The sequence below is a fragment of the Arthrobacter sp. NPDC092385 genome (assembly GCF_044755105.1).
In the GTDB taxonomy this organism is placed as follows: Bacteria; Actinomycetota; Actinomycetes; order Actinomycetales; family Micrococcaceae; genus Arthrobacter_D.
This window is the reverse complement of the sequence record NZ_JBIVQL010000010.1, coordinates 25,861-42,149: the sequence shown is the minus strand read 5'-3', so window position 1 is coordinate 42,149 and position 16,289 is coordinate 25,861. Positions and strand designations below refer to the sequence as shown.

13 protein-coding genes are annotated in these 16,289 nt (G+C 68.6%); 7 read left to right on the top strand and 6 right to left on the bottom strand.

Features of this window, described 5'->3' with window-relative positions:
- The first annotated feature begins 166 nt into the window (after positions 1 to 166).
- From glnA (ACIQCY_RS13520) to ACIQCY_RS13505, 4 genes are all read left to right on the top strand, one after another.
- Positions 167 to 1,591 carry a type I glutamate--ammonia ligase gene (glnA, locus tag ACIQCY_RS13520; RefSeq protein ID WP_400484411.1) on the top strand — a complete coding sequence of 475 codons (1,425 nt, stop codon included), beginning with the start codon at positions 167 to 169 and terminating at the stop codon, positions 1,589 to 1,591.
- A 584-nt stretch (positions 1,592 to 2,175) separates the two neighbouring features.
- Positions 2,176 to 2,496, top strand: coding sequence for a hypothetical protein (locus ACIQCY_RS13515; protein ID WP_400484410.1), 321 nt, complete (start codon positions 2,176 to 2,178; stop codon positions 2,494 to 2,496).
- Positions 2,497 to 2,645: 149 nt separating this feature from the next.
- Positions 2,646 to 2,981 (top strand): hypothetical protein, encoded by a 336-nt coding sequence (locus ACIQCY_RS13510; protein ID WP_400484409.1) that lies wholly within the window; start codon positions 2,646 to 2,648, stop codon positions 2,979 to 2,981.
- 668 nt (positions 2,982 to 3,649) lie between these two features.
- Positions 3,650 to 5,806 carry an acyltransferase family protein gene (locus ACIQCY_RS13505; protein ID WP_400484408.1) on the top strand — a complete coding sequence of 719 codons (2,157 nt, stop codon included), beginning with the start codon at positions 3,650 to 3,652 and terminating at the stop codon, positions 5,804 to 5,806.
- 19 nt (positions 5,807 to 5,825) lie between these two features.
- On the opposite strand, the gene ACIQCY_RS13500 is transcribed toward ACIQCY_RS13505, so the two are convergent.
- Positions 5,826 to 8,834 carry a bifunctional [glutamine synthetase] adenylyltransferase/[glutamine synthetase]-adenylyl-L-tyrosine phosphorylase gene (locus tag ACIQCY_RS13500; RefSeq protein ID WP_400484407.1) on the bottom strand — a complete coding sequence of 1,003 codons (3,009 nt, stop codon included), beginning with the start codon at positions 8,832 to 8,834 and terminating at the stop codon, positions 5,826 to 5,828.
- Between the two features lie 40 nt (positions 8,835 to 8,874).
- Positions 8,875 to 10,215: a type I glutamate--ammonia ligase gene (gene glnA / locus ACIQCY_RS13495; protein WP_400484477.1), complete on the bottom strand. Its 1,341-nt coding sequence runs from the start codon at positions 10,213 to 10,215 to the stop codon at positions 8,875 to 8,877.
- 309 nt (positions 10,216 to 10,524) lie between these two features.
- Here glnA (ACIQCY_RS13495) and panB point away from each other — a divergent pair, with 309 nt between their 5' ends.
- On the top strand, positions 10,525 to 11,403 hold the full coding sequence (gene panB / locus ACIQCY_RS13490; RefSeq protein WP_400484406.1) for a 3-methyl-2-oxobutanoate hydroxymethyltransferase: 879 nt from the start codon (positions 10,525 to 10,527) through the stop codon (positions 11,401 to 11,403).
- Between the two features lie 26 nt (positions 11,404 to 11,429).
- Here panB and ACIQCY_RS13485 read toward each other — a convergent pair whose 3' ends face one another.
- On the bottom strand, positions 11,430 to 11,591 hold the full coding sequence (locus ACIQCY_RS13485) for an SPOR domain-containing protein (protein WP_140395032.1): 162 nt from the start codon (positions 11,589 to 11,591) through the stop codon (positions 11,430 to 11,432).
- A 98-nt stretch (positions 11,592 to 11,689) separates the two neighbouring features.
- Here ACIQCY_RS13485 and map point away from each other — a divergent pair, with 98 nt between their 5' ends.
- Positions 11,690 to 12,568 (top strand): type I methionyl aminopeptidase, encoded by an 879-nt coding sequence (gene map / locus ACIQCY_RS13480; RefSeq protein ID WP_400484405.1) that lies wholly within the window; start codon positions 11,690 to 11,692, stop codon positions 12,566 to 12,568.
- An 81-nt stretch (positions 12,569 to 12,649) separates the two neighbouring features.
- On the top strand, positions 12,650 to 13,462 hold the full coding sequence (gene ppgK / locus ACIQCY_RS13475; protein ID WP_400484404.1) for a polyphosphate--glucose phosphotransferase: 813 nt from the start codon (positions 12,650 to 12,652) through the stop codon (positions 13,460 to 13,462).
- A gap of 142 nt (positions 13,463 to 13,604) precedes the next feature.
- Here ppgK and nrdR read toward each other — a convergent pair whose 3' ends face one another.
- The 3 genes from nrdR to ACIQCY_RS13460 form a co-directional block, all read right to left on the bottom strand.
- On the bottom strand, positions 13,605 to 14,102 hold the full coding sequence (gene nrdR, locus ACIQCY_RS13470; protein WP_400484403.1) for a transcriptional regulator NrdR: 498 nt from the start codon (positions 14,100 to 14,102) through the stop codon (positions 13,605 to 13,607).
- Positions 14,103 to 14,198: 96 nt separating this feature from the next.
- Positions 14,199 to 15,575, bottom strand: a complete 1,377-nt coding sequence (gene hisD / locus ACIQCY_RS13465; RefSeq protein ID WP_400484402.1) for a histidinol dehydrogenase — start codon at positions 15,573 to 15,575, stop codon at positions 14,199 to 14,201.
- A 50-nt stretch (positions 15,576 to 15,625) separates the two neighbouring features.
- Entirely contained in the window at positions 15,626 to 16,153 is a 528-nt protein-coding gene (locus tag ACIQCY_RS13460) for a hypothetical protein (RefSeq protein ID WP_400484401.1), read from the bottom strand.
- Between the last annotated feature and the right edge of the window lie 136 nt (positions 16,154 to 16,289).

The window sequence follows — 16,289 nt, the reverse complement described above, 5'->3', positions numbered from 1 at the left end:
AACGTCCCGGAAACAAAGACGACACCAGCGGGAAACTGCCCGCTCCTAGAGTTGGAACGAGTCGGCGGCAGCGTTCCATCCTGCCCGAGCTCGTGACATCCCGTGCGGTGCAGGGACACGCGCTGGCGCCGGGTTTCCCCCAGCCATGCGTTAGGAGCATGAATCGATGTTTAAGAATGCGGACGAGGTCCTCAAGTTCATCGCCGACGAAGACATCAGGTTTGTCGATGTCCGGTTCACCGACCTCCCCGGAGTGCAGCAGCACTTCAACGTTCCTGCCAAGTCGGTCGACGCGGACTTCTTCGTGCACGGCCAGCTCTTCGACGGATCCTCCATCCGTGGCTTCCAGGGCATCGCCGAATCGGACATGCAGCTCATCCCCGACGTGACGACCGCGTTCATCGACCCGTTCCGGACGGAGAAGACGCTCGCCCTCAACTTCTCCATCGTCAACCCCCGCACCGGTGACCCCTACCACCGCGACCCGCGCAGCGTTGCAGAGCGGGCCGAGGCGTACCTCTCCTCGACCGGCATCGCGGACACCGCGTTCTTCGCCCCCGAGGCGGAATTCTTCATCTTCGACAACGTCCAGTACGAGTCCTCGCCGCAGGGCAGCTTCTACAAGGTGGACTCGATCGAGGCCCCGTGGAACAGCGGACGCGAGGAAGTCGGCGGCAACCTGGGCAACAAGACCCCCTTCAAGGGCGGTTACTTCCCGGTGTCCCCGGTGGACAAGCAGGCCGACCTCCGCGACGCGATCTGCGTCGAGCTGGACAAGGCAGGCCTCGAGGTCGAGCGCTCGCACCACGAGGTCGGCGGCGCAGGCCAGGCGGAGATCAACTACAAGTTCACCACCATGACGCACGCTGCGGATGACCTGCAGAAGTTCAAGTACATCGTCAAGAACGTCTCGAACGCGTGGGGCAAGTCGGCGACCTTCATGCCGAAGCCGATCTTCGGCGACAACGGCTCGGGCATGCACTGCCACCAGTCGCTGTGGAGCGGCGGCCAGCCCTTGTTCTACGACGAGCGCGGCTACGCCGGCCTGTCGGACATGGCCCGCTGGTACATCGGCGGCCTGCTGAAGCACGCCTCCGCCGTCCTCGCCTTCACCAACCCGACGGTCAACTCCTACCGCCGCCTGGTCAAGGGCTTCGAAGCCCCGGTCAACATGGTCTACTCGCAGGGCAACCGCTCCGCCGGCATCCGCATCCCGATCACGGGATCGAACCCGAAGGCCAAGCGCATCGAATTCCGCGCGCCGGACCCCTCGTCGAACCCGTACCTGGCGTTCGCTGCCCAGCTGATGGCCGGCCTCGACGGGATCAAGAACCGCATCGAGCCTGCCGAGCCCATCGACAAGGACCTCTACGAGCTCCCCGCCGAGGAAGCGAAGCACATCCAGAAGGCACCGGGGTCCCTCGAGGAAGCCCTGCTGGCCCTCGAAGCCGACAACGAGTTCCTGCAGGCCGGCGATGTCTTCACGCAGGACCTGATCGACACCTGGATCGCGTACAAGCGCGAGGTCGAGATCCTGCCGCTGTCGATGCGCCCGAACCCCTACGAGTTCGAGCTCTACTACGGCGTCTAGCCAAGCAACGGGCTAGAAGCCGGGCTAGTCCGCTGACAGTCAGGAAAAAGTACGAGAAGACCCCTCCCGTCACACCGATGGGAGGGGTTTTCCCCATCCGTCACCAGATCGTGCTGTTCGGTGTGCTGTTCGGTGTGCTGCTCAGGCGGTAGCGTCCGAACCAGGGGGAGCAACTCCCCCGCGGCCCAGCGCCGCCCGAAGGTGAAACATAGGGGACTCACTTGCGTAGACTCACGGCCGTCTCGGCCCTCGCCATAGCGGCACTCTTCCTGTCCGGCTGCACATCCGATACGGACGCCAGGGGAGAAAACGTCGCAGAGACCGAGTCTTCAGCCCCTGCTACTGCGTCGACCCAGCCGACTTCCGAAACACCATCCCCGAGGGTGTCCGAAGCGTCCGAGGGAACGCAGGAAACCGCTCCAACCGTGCAGGTTCCGACGCCGGAATCCTCCGCAGCCGAGCTGCCCGCGGCGCCGATCGATTCACCTTCGATCGAGCCCTCCGACCCCGCCATACTGCCGCCGCAAAACGTAACGAACCCATCCCCTGCCCAGCGGAGCGTCGCGCACCCACAGCCTGCCGAAGTGGCCGCACCCACCATCGCTGTACCTCCCGGGCTGCTGCGCATCGGCGGCACCGGGTACGAGCCCGACGAGATGATCTCCATTCTCTTCGCGAGGCCGAACACGGACTACAACCTGCTGAGCCCTGGCGGTGGGGCCAGGCCCGAACCCGTCGTGGTGTACACCGGACCAGACGGCTCCTACACCTTCGACATCGACGTATCCGCCGATCTTGCCACGGGCGAGTACGGCATCATGACCTGGGCGCCCGAGCGTGAACGCGAGAGGATCGGGGCAGGCGAGGAATCCAAGCGATTCCTGACCGTGATCGTCACGAATTAAGCTGGCTTTCGAGCGCGACTCTGCACCCCCGCGAAGGGCGGCTTAGCGCAGTGGGGCCGCACTCGACGCCGGCGGATCCGCTCGAACCGCGCTCGGCGACACGGAGGAGCAGCACTCCTCACTGCCGTTCGCAAACGTAGGGTAGCCGGATGACCATCGAACTTCCTACCGAACGAGCACCCCTCGACCCGCGAGTGGCATCAGCTCTCGACGCATTCACTGGCGCCCCTGACGCAGGCACCCTGGACCGTATCGCTGCAGCTATCACGGCCGCAGATGCCGTCGACGCCCAGCAGGGTATCTATCGAGTCACGGTGGACGACGAGACGGTCGAGCGGATCGCTTTCACGCTCGGCAGGACCTACAACCGCGGCGACGAGTTCGACGTCCGCGACTACACGAAGACAGCAAGGAAGGTCCTCGATGCCCTGACGGGCCAGCCCGCAGTGCCCAGTTGGGGTGACCAGGTCGGAAAGGTGCGCTGACGCGTACCCCGACGGCTGCGCCGTCCTGGAGTAGCGCCCCACCCTAGGAGGGTGGGGCGCTCTCGCCATAGGAGACCGCGAGCCTCGGCCGAATGGAAGGAGCGCCTCGTCCTGGTCGGCATGGGATTCCGCCGTCGCGGGATCGCTTCGTTGAGCCCGAGTCCCTGCCGGAACCGACGAAGGGCGTGCAGTGGGGGGAAGAAAAGGCACCACCGGTGTGGGCAAAGCTCATCTACCCCGGCGGAACCGTGCAGCCGCGACACCAGCCCGCTGGGGGTCGATGAAACGGGCCACACGACGACCGCTGCACCAACAGGCTTCAAGTCCGACACTGACACATCCTGTAGATTTCCCGTGCTGGCGCGGATCTCAGAGGTTCTCAACACTGCTCAATCACCCTCACGTGTTCGAGCCCTACTGCGGCGTCCAGCAGCGTGGTGTTTGACTACAGCACGACGACGGCGGCCTCCCGGTGCGGGGGCCGCCGTCGCCGTCTCCGGGTGGAAGACCGTCCCTTCGTGACGGGCCGACACTCCGATGCTCTCTTCGATCCGCCATGGGCATGAACGGCAGCCGCTGCTCGTATACTCGTCGAGGCCGCAAATGTCCTTGATCAACGTCACCGAACCTGGGCGGAATGTTCCTCTTGCGGCCCCTCAGGAGAACCGATGACAGTTACCCACGACGCTGCCGGACGACGGAGTCAGCCGCGGGCCGGCGGAGCCCGCACCGGCGCGACGAAGGGCGGAGCGCCGCGCAAGGACATCCAGGCGCTGCGCGCCCTCGCCGTCGCCTTCGTCGTGGTCAACCATGCCGCGCCGGGCCTGCTGCCGGGCGGGTACGTGGGCGTGGACATCTTCTTCGTCATCTCCGGGTACCTCATCACCAAGCATCTTCTCGGCGAACTCGAGCGCACCGGACGGATACGTCTCGGTTCGTTCTATGCCCGCCGTGCGGCCCGGCTCCTTCCCACAGCCCTCCTCGTCTCCGTCGTCTCCCTCGTCGTTGCGTGGATCGTGTTGCCCTTCACCCGCTGGGCCGGAATCGCGCAGGAGACACTCGCCGCCAACTTCTACGTCGAGAACTGGGTCCTGGCGCTCAAGTCGGTGGACTATTCCGCGCAGACGGAATCCGCGTCGACGATGCAGCACTACTGGTCGCTGTCCGTCGAAGAGCAGTTCTACCTCGTCTGGCCCCTCCTCCTCGTCGTCGCATTCACCCTCGCCGCCCGCCGGCGCCTTCGGCAACGCGCGCTGCTCACGGTGGTGCTCGCCCTGGTGTTCCTGCTCTCGCTGCTCTTCTGCGTCTACATCACGTACACCAGCAGGAGCGCCGCCTACTTCGTGACGCCGGCTCGGGCGTGGGAGTTCGCCGCGGGGGCCCTCATCGTCCTCCGTGCACCGAGGAGCGGAAGGACCCGCCCCGTCCCCACGACGCTCGCGCTCGCCGGCGTGGCGCAGTACGTGGGCTACGGCCTCATCCTCTTCTCGGCGGTCTCCTTCACCGAGCGGACGCTGTTCCCGGGCTACCTGGCGCTCGTCCCCGTGGTGGGTACGGTCCTCATCATCGCCGCGGGCCCCCAGCATCCTTCCTGGTCACCCAACTCGGTCCTCGCGGTACGTCCGGTGCAGCATCTCGGCGACATCTCCTACTCCCTCTACCTGTGGCATTGGCCGGCCCTGCTCCTCGTGCCGGCCGTCCTCGAACGGGAGCTCCGGCCGCTCGACACGGTGCTGCTCCTGGTGGGAACGGTCGTGCTCGCTTTCCTGAGCAAGGTCCTCGTCGAGGACCCCGCGAGGACGACACTGGTGGCCCGCTACGGCACCCGCAGGGTCATGGTGGTCCTGCTGTCGGTCATGCTCGCGATGATCCTCACCGCCATCGCCATGACAGTCTCCGCAGGCGCTGCAGGAAACCGCCAGCAGGCGGCGCTCGATGCGATCTCGGGTGGTCCGTGCTTCGGCGCGAAGAGCCTTTCCACCCCGGACTGCAGTGATCCCTTCGGTCCACCGGCGCTCGCGAACGTCGGGCCGGACGAGGCGCCCTGGTTCACCGGTGAGGAATGCGCTGAAGCCGAGGACCCGATCGTGGTCAGTGGGGGCGTCCGCCTGAGTACGTGCGACTTCGCCGGCGGCGAGCCCGCAACCGCCGACGTCTGGCTCGTGGGCGACTCGCACGCGGAGCAATGGAAGACCGCTCTCTACGCGCTGGCGAGGGAATCCTCATGGCACCTGCAGGAGAGCCTCGTCGGCGGTTGTCCCTACGTCGGCGTGCGTCGGACGGAGTTCGACGGAAAGCCGACCGACGCACCGTCGCAGGACGCGTGCCTCGGCTGGAGCCAGGAGGTCTCCGACCGCATCGTCGCGGAGAAGCCGGACACGGTGTTCGTCTCGGCCTTCGGCGCGCGCGAGGTGATCGACGACGGCTCGGGTCGGGACCAGGCCAGCCAGTACCGGGACGCTTTCGCCGCCCGCATCGGCCCCTGGGTCGACGCCGGTGTCCGCGTCTATGTCCTGCGTGACACCCCCCTCACGCAGGGCACGATCGGGCCCGCATGCCTGACCGACAATGCCTCTTCGCCCCTGGCGTGCTCCCTGCCGTCACAGGAGGCACTCGCGGGCGATCCCCTCGCCGATGCCGCCCTGGCCCTGGATTCGCCCATGGTGGAGGTCCTCGACCTGCAGGACCAGTTCTGTCCGGACGGACGTTGCTATTCCGCGATCGGCGGCGTTCACGTCTATTTCGACGCCAACCATGTGACCAGCACCTTCATGCGGTCCCTGACGCCGGTCCTCGCCGAACGCCTCGCCGCCGCCGAAGGGTGACGGGCGGGGACGGGAAGACCTAGTACCCGTAGAAGTGCCGCTCGAAGATGGCCCTGCTGCGTCGCGTCATCCGCAGGTAGTCCTCCTCCAGTTCCGAGCCGCTGCCTGGTCCGTATCCGCACCATCGGGCCACCGCCTCGAGGTCCCGCCGCGGGGAGGGCAGCACATCCGAACCGCGACCGCTCCAGATCACGTTCGCTGCGCGGATCCGCGTCGCCAGGCTCCAGCTGTCGCGCAGCAGAGCCGCATCCTCGACCGGGAGGAGGCCTTCGGCAGCGATGACGTCCAGGGCCGCGAGCGTGGACTGTACCCGCAGGGCCGGTATCGCCCGCGCGTGCTGCAGCTGGAGGAGCTGGACCAGCCATTCGACGTCGCTGAGGGCGCCCCGCCCGAGCTTGAGGTGGCGCGACGGATCGGCTCCGCGCGGGAGCCGCTCGGACTCGACGCGGGCCTTGATGCGCCGTATCTCCCGGACGTCGGATTCACCGAGCTGCTGCGGATAGCGCACGGGGTCGATGAGGTCGAGGAACTCGGCCGCCAGCCCGTCGTCGCCCGCGAGGGGCCGTGCGCGCAGGAGCGCCTGCGCCTCCCAGACGAGGGACCAGCGCCGGTAGTACTCGCGGTATGAATCGATGGAGCGCACCATGGCGCCCTGCTTGCCCTCCGGCCGGAGGGCCGCGTCGATCTCCAGGACCCGTTCGGCGAGCACCGCCGGCTTGCACGGCTGGGTGAGCAGGGCCGACAACCGGGCGACGATCGCTTCGGCCTGCTGCTGGGCGGCCGCCTCGTCCACGCCCGGCAGGGGACGATGGACGTAGATGACGTCGGCATCCGAGCCGTAGGTGATCTCGCGGCCGCCCTGCCGCCCCATCGCCATGACGACGACGTCGGTGAGCTGGTCCTCCTGCCCGAACACCTGTTTCTCCGCGACGTGCAGCGCGCCGAGGACTGCCGCGCGGTCCGCGTCGGCCAGCGCCTCCCCCACCTCCGCCTGGGACAGGAGGTTGGAGCTGTCGGCGATGGCGATGCGCAGCAGTTCCCGCCGCCGTATGAGCCGGATCAGCCGGATGGCCTCGCCCGGCTCGGGGTGCCGGCTCATCTTCGACTGGATTTCCTGCCACTGGTCGTCGAAACTCTCGGGGACGAGGGCCGTGTCGGATCCGAGCCACTGGGTCGACTCCGGCGAGACCTCGAGCAGGTCCGTGATGAAGCGGCTGCTCGAGAGGACCGCGCAGAGCCGTTCCGCGGCGGCATTGGAATCGCGCAGCATACCGAGGTACCAGTGGCTCTCGCCGAGGGATTCGCTGAGGCGGCGGAAGCCGAGGAGGCCGGCGTCGGGATCGACGCCGTCGGCGAACCACCCCAGGAGGATGGGCAGGAGCTGCTTCTGCAGCATCGCCCGCCGCCGCAGGCCGCCGGTGAGGGCCTCGATGTGGCGCATGGCGCCGCGCGGGTCCTGGTAGCCGAGGGCGGCGAGCCGGGCCTGGGCCGCCTCGGCCGTCAGCTGGATGTCCTCGGGCTGGAGCGTCGCCGCGTTGTTGAGCAGTGGCCGGTAGAAGATCGACTCGTGGAGCCGTTTCACCAGCCGCCGGGTGCGCTGCCACCGGTCGTGGAGGCTCTGGGCGCTCGGCCGGACGGTGACCATGCATCCTTCGGACGATCGCGCCAGAGCGCGCAGCGCGGTCTCGTCCTCCGGCATGAGGTGTGTCCGCCGCATCTGCATGAGCTGGATCCGGTGCTCGAGGACGCGCAGGTAGCGGTAGGAGTCATCGAGGTCCAGGGCGTCCGAACGGCCGATGTACCCGGCGGCGCTGAGCGCTCCGATCGCCGAGACGGTGTCCTTGGCCCGCACCGACTCGTCCAGCCGGCCATGGACGAGCTGCAGCAGCTGGACGGTGAACTCGACGTCGCGCAGCCCGCCCGGTCCGAGCTTGAGCTGTCGGGCCTCCTCGTCCCGCGGGATGTTGTCGGTGACGCGGCGACGCATGGCGCGGACGGCCTCGACGAACCCTTCCCGCTGCGACGACGCCCACACGAAGGGAGCGATGGCTTCTTCGTAGCGGCGGCCGAGCTCGGGATCGCCCGCGGCTGCCCGGGCCTTCAGGAGCGCCTGGAACTCCCAGGTCTTCGCCCACCGCTCGTAGTAGGACACGTGCGACTGCAGGGTCCGCACGAGCTGCCCGTCCTTGCCTTCCGGGCGCAGGTTCGCATCGACCTCCCAGAGCGCCGGTTCCGGCCCCGGTGAGTAGACGCCGCGGGACATGCCGGACGCCAGTCCGGTACCGATCCGCGTGAGGGTCGTGTCGTCGAGGTCCTGGCCCTCCACCACGTACACCACGTCGACGTCGGAGATGTAGTTCAGTTCGCGGGCGCCGCTCTTGCCCATGGCGATGACCGCCAGTTTCACCCGCGCGACGGCGTCGGGCCCGTACACCTCGCCCAGCTCCGCCCGCGCGACGGCGAGGGAGGCCTCCAGCGCCGCGGCGGCGAGGTCGGCCAGTTCACGGGCGACGACGGGCAGGTAGTCGACCGGCGAGCAGTGGCACAGATCCCGCACGGCCAGGTCCGTCAGGAGCCGCCGGTAGGCCACCCTCAGCCCGCAGTAGGCGTCGACGCCCATGACGCCGGCCACCGGGTTGTCCTCCGCAGGATCGGCACCGACGGAGCGGAGCAGCTCCGATCTGACCTGTTCGGGTGCCACGACGGGCGGTGCGGCAGGCCCGGGCCGCACGACGTCCAGGTGCTCGGGATGCCGCATGAGGAACTCGCCGAGCGCCTCGGACGCCCCCAGGAGCCGGAAGAACGGCCCGCGCCGCCCGTCGTCGGAGAATGCGGCCGAGGCGGCCTTCCGGTTCACGGCCAGCAGCCGCACGAAGGACTGCAGCGCCTGGTCCGGGTTCGCTGCCACCGCGAGTCCGTCGAAGAGGTCGTCGTCGTTCAGCCCCTGCAGCTCCGGCGCATCCAGGAAGCGCCGGCTCTTCTCGAGGTCGGTGAAGCCGTAACTGATCAGCTTGCGGTTAAGGCTCATGCGCCAACACTAGCCATCGCAGCAGGCCTGCCAGCAGGCCCTACAGGATGTTGAGATTCCGGCGCAGCTCGTACGGGGTCACCTCGATCCGGTAGTCGTGCCACTCCGCCCGCTTGTTCCGCAGGAAGTTCTCGAAGACCTGCTCCCCCAGGATGTCGGCCACGAGCTCCGAATCCTCCATGACGCGGATCGCGTCATGGAGGCTCGCGGGCAGCGGGGCGTGCCCCATCGCGCGGCGCTCGGCCGGGGTCAGGCTCCAGACGTCGTCCTCGGCGGCGGGCGGCAGCTCGTAGCCCTCCTCGATCCCCTTGAGGCCGGCGCCCAGCAGCACCGAGTAGGCGAGGTAGGGGTTGCTCGCCGAATCGATGCCGCGGTACTCGATGCGCGCGGACTGGCCCTTGTTGGGCTTGTAGAGCGGAACGCGGACCAGGGCGGAGCGGTTGTTGTGGCCCCAGGAGAGGTAGCTGGGCGCCTCGCCGCCGCCCCACAGGCGCTTGAACGAGTTCACGAACTGGTTGGTCACGGCCGTGAACTCGGGGGCATGCCGGAGGATGCCGGCGATGAACTGGCGCGCCGTCGTCGACAACTGGAATTCGGCGCCGGCCTCGAAGAACGCGTTGGTGTCGCCCTCGAACAGCGAGAAGTGCGTGTGCATGCCCGAGCCGGGGTGCTCGGAGAAGGGCTTGGGCATGAAGGTGGCGTAGCTGCCGGAGGTCAGCGCGACCTCCTTGATGATCGTCCTGAACGTCATGATGTTGTCCGCGGTCTGCAGTGCGTCCGCGTACCGCAGGTCGATCTCGTTCTGGCCCGGTCCGGCCTCGTGGTGGCTGAACTCGACGGAGATACCCACGGACTCGAGCATCGCGACGGCGGTCCTGCGGAAGTCCTGGGCCACGCCGCCGGGCACGTGGTCGAAGTACCCGGCGGAATCGACGGGCACGGGCTGCCCGTCAGCGCCGAGTTCGGCGGACTTCAGCAGGTAGAACTCGATCTCCGGGTGGGTGTAGCAGGTGAAGCCCATGTCGGCGGCCTTCGCCAGGGTCTTCTTGAGCACGCCGCGTGGATCAGCGGTGGACGGCTGGCCGTCGGGCGTGAGGATGTCGCAGAACATGCGCGACGTCTGCTCCTTGTCGCCACGCCACGGCAGGATCTGGAACGTGGTCGGATCGGGCTGGGCCAGCATGTCCGACTCGTAGATGCGGGCGAGGCCCTCGATCGACGATCCGTCGAAGCCGAGGCCTTCCTCGAAGGCCCCTTCCACTTCCGCGGGAGCCAGGGCGACGGACTTCAGTGAACCGACGACGTCGGTGAACCACAGGCGCACGTAACGGACGTCGCGCTCCTCGATCGTTCGCAGTACGAACTCCTGCTGCCGGTCCATGACCATCCTCATTCCTTGATTCGTCACCCGCGCCCTCTCGGGCTGCGGGCTGTCCATGCCCGACGTCGTGCGCGTCCGGCGCGCCCGCTCGGGGCACCCACGGCGCACCCACGGTGCCGCCGGGCGCGCGTGGGCCTGCCGTTCTCACTCTACTGACCCGGACGGGCGGATCAGGCGTGGCGGCCCCGTCCATTCTGGCGCGCCGACGTTAACGCCCGGTTACGCGCCCTCCGAGGAAGCGATCATCGGGTACCGGGAGGGACGTGACGGGGCCGGGAAGCGGCGCCGGCCGTCCGATAGTCTCGTTCCATGACTTCCGCCGAACTGCCTGCACCCTACGGAGAGGGAGCGGCCGCGGCCCCCCGGTCCGGCGCTGCCGCCCACCCGGCGCGGCCCGGGCGGATCCGGATCCACCACCTGCAGCAGGCCAAGGACCAGGGCAGGCACTTCGCGATGCTGACGGCGTACGACCAGTACGCGGCCCAGGTGTTCGACGAGGCGGGCATCGAGCTGCTCCTCGTGGGCGATTCGGCCGCCAACAACGTGCTGGGACATGCCACGACCCTGCCGATCACCCTGGACGAGATGATCCTGTTCAGTAGGGCGGTGAGCACGGCGGCCAAGCGCGCGCTCGTGGTGGCGGACCTGCCCTTCGGCAGCTACGAGGTCTCCCCCCAGCAGGCCGTCGAGTCCTCGGTCCGCCTCCTCAAGGAGGGCCTGGTGCAGGCGGTCAAGATGGAAGGAGGCGCGGACTATGCGGACACCGTGCGTGCCCTCGTCCGTGCCGGGATCCCGGTCATGGCGCACATCGGCTTCACGCCGCAGAGCGAACACGCCCTCGGCGGCTACCGGGTCCAGGGCCGGGGCGACGCCTCCCGGCGCATCGTGGACGACGCCGTCGCGCTGGCGGACGCGGGAGCGTTCTGCATCCTGATGGAGATGGTCCCCGGTGAGACGGCGGACGCGGTGGATGCCGCCGTTCGGGTACCCACCATCGGCATCGGCGCGGGGCCGGGCACGACGGGCCAGGTCCTCGTCTGGCAGGACATGGCCGGGCTCCGCGGGGGCAGGCAGGCCACGTTCGTCAAGCAGTACGCCGATGTGCGGACGGTCCTCTCGGACGCGGCGCGGGCCTACGCGGACGACGTGCGGGACGGCACGTTCCCCGGCCCGGAGCACACCTTCTAGCGGGGTCGCACCCGCCCGGACCGGTCCTAGTCGTCGTCCTTGTCCCACGCGTCGTTGCGCTGCTGGACCTTCTCGAGGGCTTTCTCCGCCTCGGCCCGTGTGGCGTACGGACCGATCAGCTGGGACCAGTCCGACTGCCGGTCCTCTTCGACCTCGTGCGTGCGCACATTGAACCAGTACTCCGTCATGTCGACCTCCTAGATCCGGGGCAGGGCCGGTGTCACCGGCCCATCACGGCGTCGCCGCCTTTCGGCCGCCCACCGGGGCCCGCTATAGGATCAAGGGTATGCCCCAGTCTTCCGCCACCGCTCCCCTCGGCACCCTGACCCCCGGCACCGTCTCACCCCAGCGACCCGTTCCCCCGGGCATCACCCGGCCTGAATACGTGGGCCGGAAGGCGCCGGCGCCGTTCACCGGATCCGAGGTGAAGACCCCGGAGACGATCGAGAAGATCCGGGTCGCCAGCAGGATCGCGGCCTCCGCCATCGTGGAGGTCGGCAGGCACGCGGAGCCCGGGGTCACCACCGACCACCTGGACCGCATCGGCCACGAATTCCTGCTCGACCACGGCGCCTACCCCTCGACCCTGGGCTACCGGGGCTTCCCCAAGTCGCTGTGCTCCTCGCTCAACGAGGTCATCTGCCACGGCATCCCCGACTCGACGGTCATCCAGGACGGGGACATCCTGAACATCGACATCACCGCCTACAAGGACGGCGTCCACGGCGACACGAACTACACGTTCTGCATCGGCGACGTCGACGAGGAGTCGCGCCTGCTCGTCGAACGCACGCAGGAATCCCTGAACCGCGCCATCCGCGCCGTGGCGCCCGGCCGCGAGATCAACGTCATAGGACGCACCATCGAGTCCTACGCGAGGCGCTTCGGTTATGGTGTTGTCCGTGACTTCACCGGGCACGGCGTCGGAGAAGCCTTCCACACGGGCCTGATCATCCCGCACTACGACGCCGCTCCCGCCTACAACCGCGTCATCGAGCCGGGGATGGTCTTCACCATCGAACCGATGCTGACGCTCGGGACCATCGACTGGACCATGTGGGCGGATGACTGGACCGTCGTCACGAAGGACCGGAAGAGGACAGCGCAGTTCGAGCACACACTCGTTGTCACCGACCGCGGCGCGGAGATCCTGACCCTGCCCTGACGCAGCCGCCCGCGGACCCGCGCCCGCACACCGCACCACCCCGATCCCGGCTCACGCCGGCCCACACTTCGACGGAGAATCATGGCCAAGGACACCGACAAGAAGAAATCGAAGAAGATTCCCACCACCGTCATCGGTATCGACATCGGCGGCACCGGCATCAAGGGCGGCATCGTCGACCTGGACAAGGGCGTCATCATCGGCGAGCGGTATCGCATCCCGACGCCGAAGCCCGCGACGCCGGAAGCCGTGGCCGACGTCGTCGCGCAGATCGTCACCGAACTGTCCTCGCGCCCCGAAGGCCCCCCCGCCGAAGTGCCGGTGGGAGTCACGTTCCCCGCCATCATCCAGCACGGGGTCGCGCGCTCTGCTGCGAACGTGGACAAGAGCTGGGTCGATACCGACGTCGATGCCCTGTTCACGAAGGTCCTCGGTCGTGACGTCCACGTGATCAACGACGCCGATGCCGCCGGCCTCGCCGAGGTCCGCTACGGCGCCGGCAAGGGGAAGATGGGCACCGTCCTCGTCATCACCCTCGGCACCGGGATCGGCTCGGCCTTCATCTTCGACGGCAAGCTCGTGCCCAACGCCGAACTCGGCCACCTCGAGATCGACGGGCACGACGCCGAGACCAAGGCCTCGGCCGTCGCCCGCGAACGCGACGGCATCGACTGGGACGAGTACGCCGTCCGCCTCCAGCGCTACTTCTCGCACGTGGAGTTCCTCTTCTCCCCCGAGCTGTTCATCGTGGGCGGCGGCATCTCGAAGCGGAGCAGCGAGTACCTGCCGTCGCTGCAGCTGCGCACCCCCATCATCCCGGCACAGCTGAAGAATCACGCCGGTATCGTGGGCGCCGCCCTGCAGGCGGCACTGCTCTTCACGCCGAAGGCCTGAGGCCCGCAACGCCGAAGCCCGGTACGGATCGGATCCGTACCGGGCTTCTGCGTTCCCCGGCACCTGCCACGCCGCTGCGGACGGTGGAACCGGTGGTGGCGTCGGCTTCCCCTCCGCAGCCACCACCGGGGTCTTCTGGGCGCTAGTGCGCCGTCAACGGCCGTTGCGCCCCGGTGGGCACCCGCTCGTTGTCCTTCGCCTGGCGGCGGAGGGTCTCGATGGCCTCCTCGAAGTCCTCGAGCGACTCGAAGCCCTGGTACACGCTCGCGAAGCGCAGGTAGGCGATCTGGTCCAGCTTCCGCAGCGGTCCGAGGATGGCCAGCCCTACCTCATGGGCGTCGATCTCCGCCACGCCACTCGCCCGTACGTTTTCCTCGACCTCCTGCGCCAGGAGCGCGAGGTCGTCCTCGGTCACCGGCCGGCCCTGGCAGGCCTTGCGGACGCCGTTGATGATCTTCGTCCGGCTGAAGGGTTCGCCCGCACCCGAGCGCTTGACGACGCTCAGGCTCGTGGTCTCCACGGTGCTGAAGCGACGGCCGCACTGGGGGCACTGGCGGCGGCGGCGGATCGCGGACCCGTCATCCGCGAGGCGACTGTCGACGACGCGGGAGTCGGGGTTACGGCAGTACGGACAGTACATCGCTACCCCTCCACCTCGAAAACACTTGCCGTGCCCATTTTAGGACTACATATGGTGAAACAACAACACTGTAATTACCAGATGTAGTGTCCGGGCTCATTCCGGGGCCCCGGGCGGCAGGCCCTGGAACCGTGCCGTGACGGCCTCGCCGTGAGCCGGCAGGTTCTCCGCCTGCGAGAGGGAGACGATGGACGACGACACCTCGTGCAGCGCGGCGCGATCGTAGTCGACGAGCTGCACCGCTCGCAGGAACGTGGTGACGTTGAGCCCGGATGCGAAGGCCGCGGTCCCGCTCGTGGGCAGGACGTGGTTGGACCCGGCGCAGTAGTCCCCGAGGCTGACGGGACTGTAGGCACCGACGAAAACGGCACCCGCATTGCGGATCCGTCCCGCCACGGCGCGGGCATCCGCCGTCTGGACCTCGAGGTGTTCCGCGGCGTAGGCATCGCACACCGCGATGCCGTGGTCGATGTCGTCGACCAGGATCACCCCTGACTGCGGGCCGGACAGTGCCGTACGCACCCGGTCGGCGTGGCGCGTCGCACCCGCGCGCACCTCCAGGACCTTGACGACGGCGGCAGCCAGTTCCTCGGAATCGGTGACGAGCACCGACGCCGCCTGGGGATCGTGCTCGGCCTGGCTCACGAGATCGGCCGCGACGAGGTCGGCGTCCGCCGTGGCATCGGCGAGGACGGCGATCTCGGTGGTGCCGGCCTCGGAATCGATGCCGACCCGGCCCCGGACGAGGCGCTTGGCGGTCGCCACGAAGACGTTGCCCGGCCCCGTGACGACGTTGACGGGATCGATCCCACGGCCGGATCCCGACGGGTCCGGGATACCGTACGCGAGGGCCGCGACCGCCTGCGCGCCACCCATGGCATACACCTCGGTGATCCCGAGCATCGAGGCCGCCGCGAGGATGACGGGGTGCGGCCAGCCGCCGAACTCCTTTTGGGGCGGCGAGGCGAGGGCGATCGATCCGACGCCGGCGGCCTGCGCCGGCACGACGTTCATCACCACGGACGACGGGTAGACGGCCAGCCCGCCGGGAACGTAGAGACCCACGCGGTCCACGGCGATCCACTTGTGCGTGAGGAGGGCGCCGGGCGCCACCTCCACCTCGACGTCGGCGGGAACCTGTGCCTGCGCGAAGATGCGCGCACGCCGGATGGCCTCCTGCAGGGCCGCGCGGACGTCGTCGTCGAGCCCCGCCGCAGCAGCCTCGATGACGTGCGCGGGCACCCTCGGGTGTTCCTGCTCCACGCTGTCGAACCGCCGGGCGAGGTCGCCCAGCGCCTCGAACCCGCGCGCGCGGACGTCGTCGATGATCGCCTGGACGGCGGCCTCCGAGGACTGGGCACTGGCCGCCGCCCTCGGCATCGCGCGCTTCAGGTCACCCGGGGACAGGCTGCGCCCCCGGAGATCGATGGTGCGGAAGCCGACGGTCGGGGAGGTGCTGGGCGCTGGAGTCACCCTGGAAGTCTATCGGGAGCGCTGCAGGAAGGATGCTGCCGGAGAGGGCATCAGGTCCTTCGGCGCGCCAGGCCGATGAGGGCGGTGGCGAAGATGATCACGGCGGCGACGGCCGGCCAGATCGCGAGGGCCCCGTAGGACCGCAGCAGGAAGTCCGAACCGGGCAGGTCGTCCCGCCCGTGCGGTCCGAAGAGGTAGGCGAAGCCTTCGCCGACCCCGAGGGCGAGGAGCGAACCGAGGATCGATCCACCGAGCGCGGCCAGGATGCGCGCCACCACTCCCGGCAGGTTCAGGCGGATCGCGACGACGGCGCCGACGGCGATGCCGGCGATGAGTTCGAGCCCGGCGAGGGTGAGGTCGCGGAGCACCCATTCCGTGGCGACCTCGGGATCCCCGAAGAGGCGCCCGGTCGGGGCGAGGAGCCACCACGCCGCGCCGATCACGGCACCGAGCAGGATCGTGGAACCGAGCCACCAGAACACGCCGGCCGGCGGGACCGACCGGCGGTCCTCGGCCACCGCGTAGACAGGAGGCGGATAGTTGCTTGAACCGGTGTCCGGCTCCTGGCTGGCGCGCATGACTTCTACATTAACAAACCGCCCTGCGTCCGGGCACCGCGCCTAGGGTGGTGATGGCAGCGTGAACGGCCTCCGCTCGGAGGGGGCCTGTCCGCAAGCGCGTTGTCCGCCGCCGTCGATCCCCGGAGGAACCACG

Bases quoted from the DNA above. Each gene is read 5' to 3' on its own strand.
- glnA (WP_400484411.1), top strand. From the start codon at position 167: ATGTTTAAGAATGCGGACGAGGTCCTCAAGTTCATCGCCGACGAAGAC.
- ACIQCY_RS13510 (WP_400484409.1), top strand. From the start codon at position 2,646: ATGACCATCGAACTTCCTACCGAACGAGCACCCCTCGACCCGCGAGTG.
- ACIQCY_RS13505 (WP_400484408.1), top strand. From the start codon at position 3,650: ATGACAGTTACCCACGACGCTGCCGGACGACGGAGTCAGCCGCGGGCC.
- ACIQCY_RS13500 (WP_400484407.1), bottom strand. From the start codon at position 8,834: ATGAGCCTTAACCGCAAGCTGATCAGTTACGGCTTCACCGACCTCGAG.
- glnA (WP_400484477.1), bottom strand. From the start codon at position 10,215: ATGGACCGGCAGCAGGAGTTCGTACTGCGAACGATCGAGGAGCGCGAC.
- panB (WP_400484406.1), top strand. From the start codon at position 10,525: ATGACTTCCGCCGAACTGCCTGCACCCTACGGAGAGGGAGCGGCCGCG.
- ACIQCY_RS13485 (WP_140395032.1), bottom strand. From the start codon at position 11,591: ATGACGGAGTACTGGTTCAATGTGCGCACGCACGAGGTCGAAGAGGAC.
- map (WP_400484405.1), top strand. From the start codon at position 11,690: ATGCCCCAGTCTTCCGCCACCGCTCCCCTCGGCACCCTGACCCCCGGC.
- ppgK (WP_400484404.1), top strand. From the start codon at position 12,650: ATGGCCAAGGACACCGACAAGAAGAAATCGAAGAAGATTCCCACCACC.
- nrdR (WP_400484403.1), bottom strand. From the start codon at position 14,102: ATGTACTGTCCGTACTGCCGTAACCCCGACTCCCGCGTCGTCGACAGT.
- ACIQCY_RS13460 (WP_400484401.1), bottom strand. From the start codon at position 16,153: ATGCGCGCCAGCCAGGAGCCGGACACCGGTTCAAGCAACTATCCGCCT.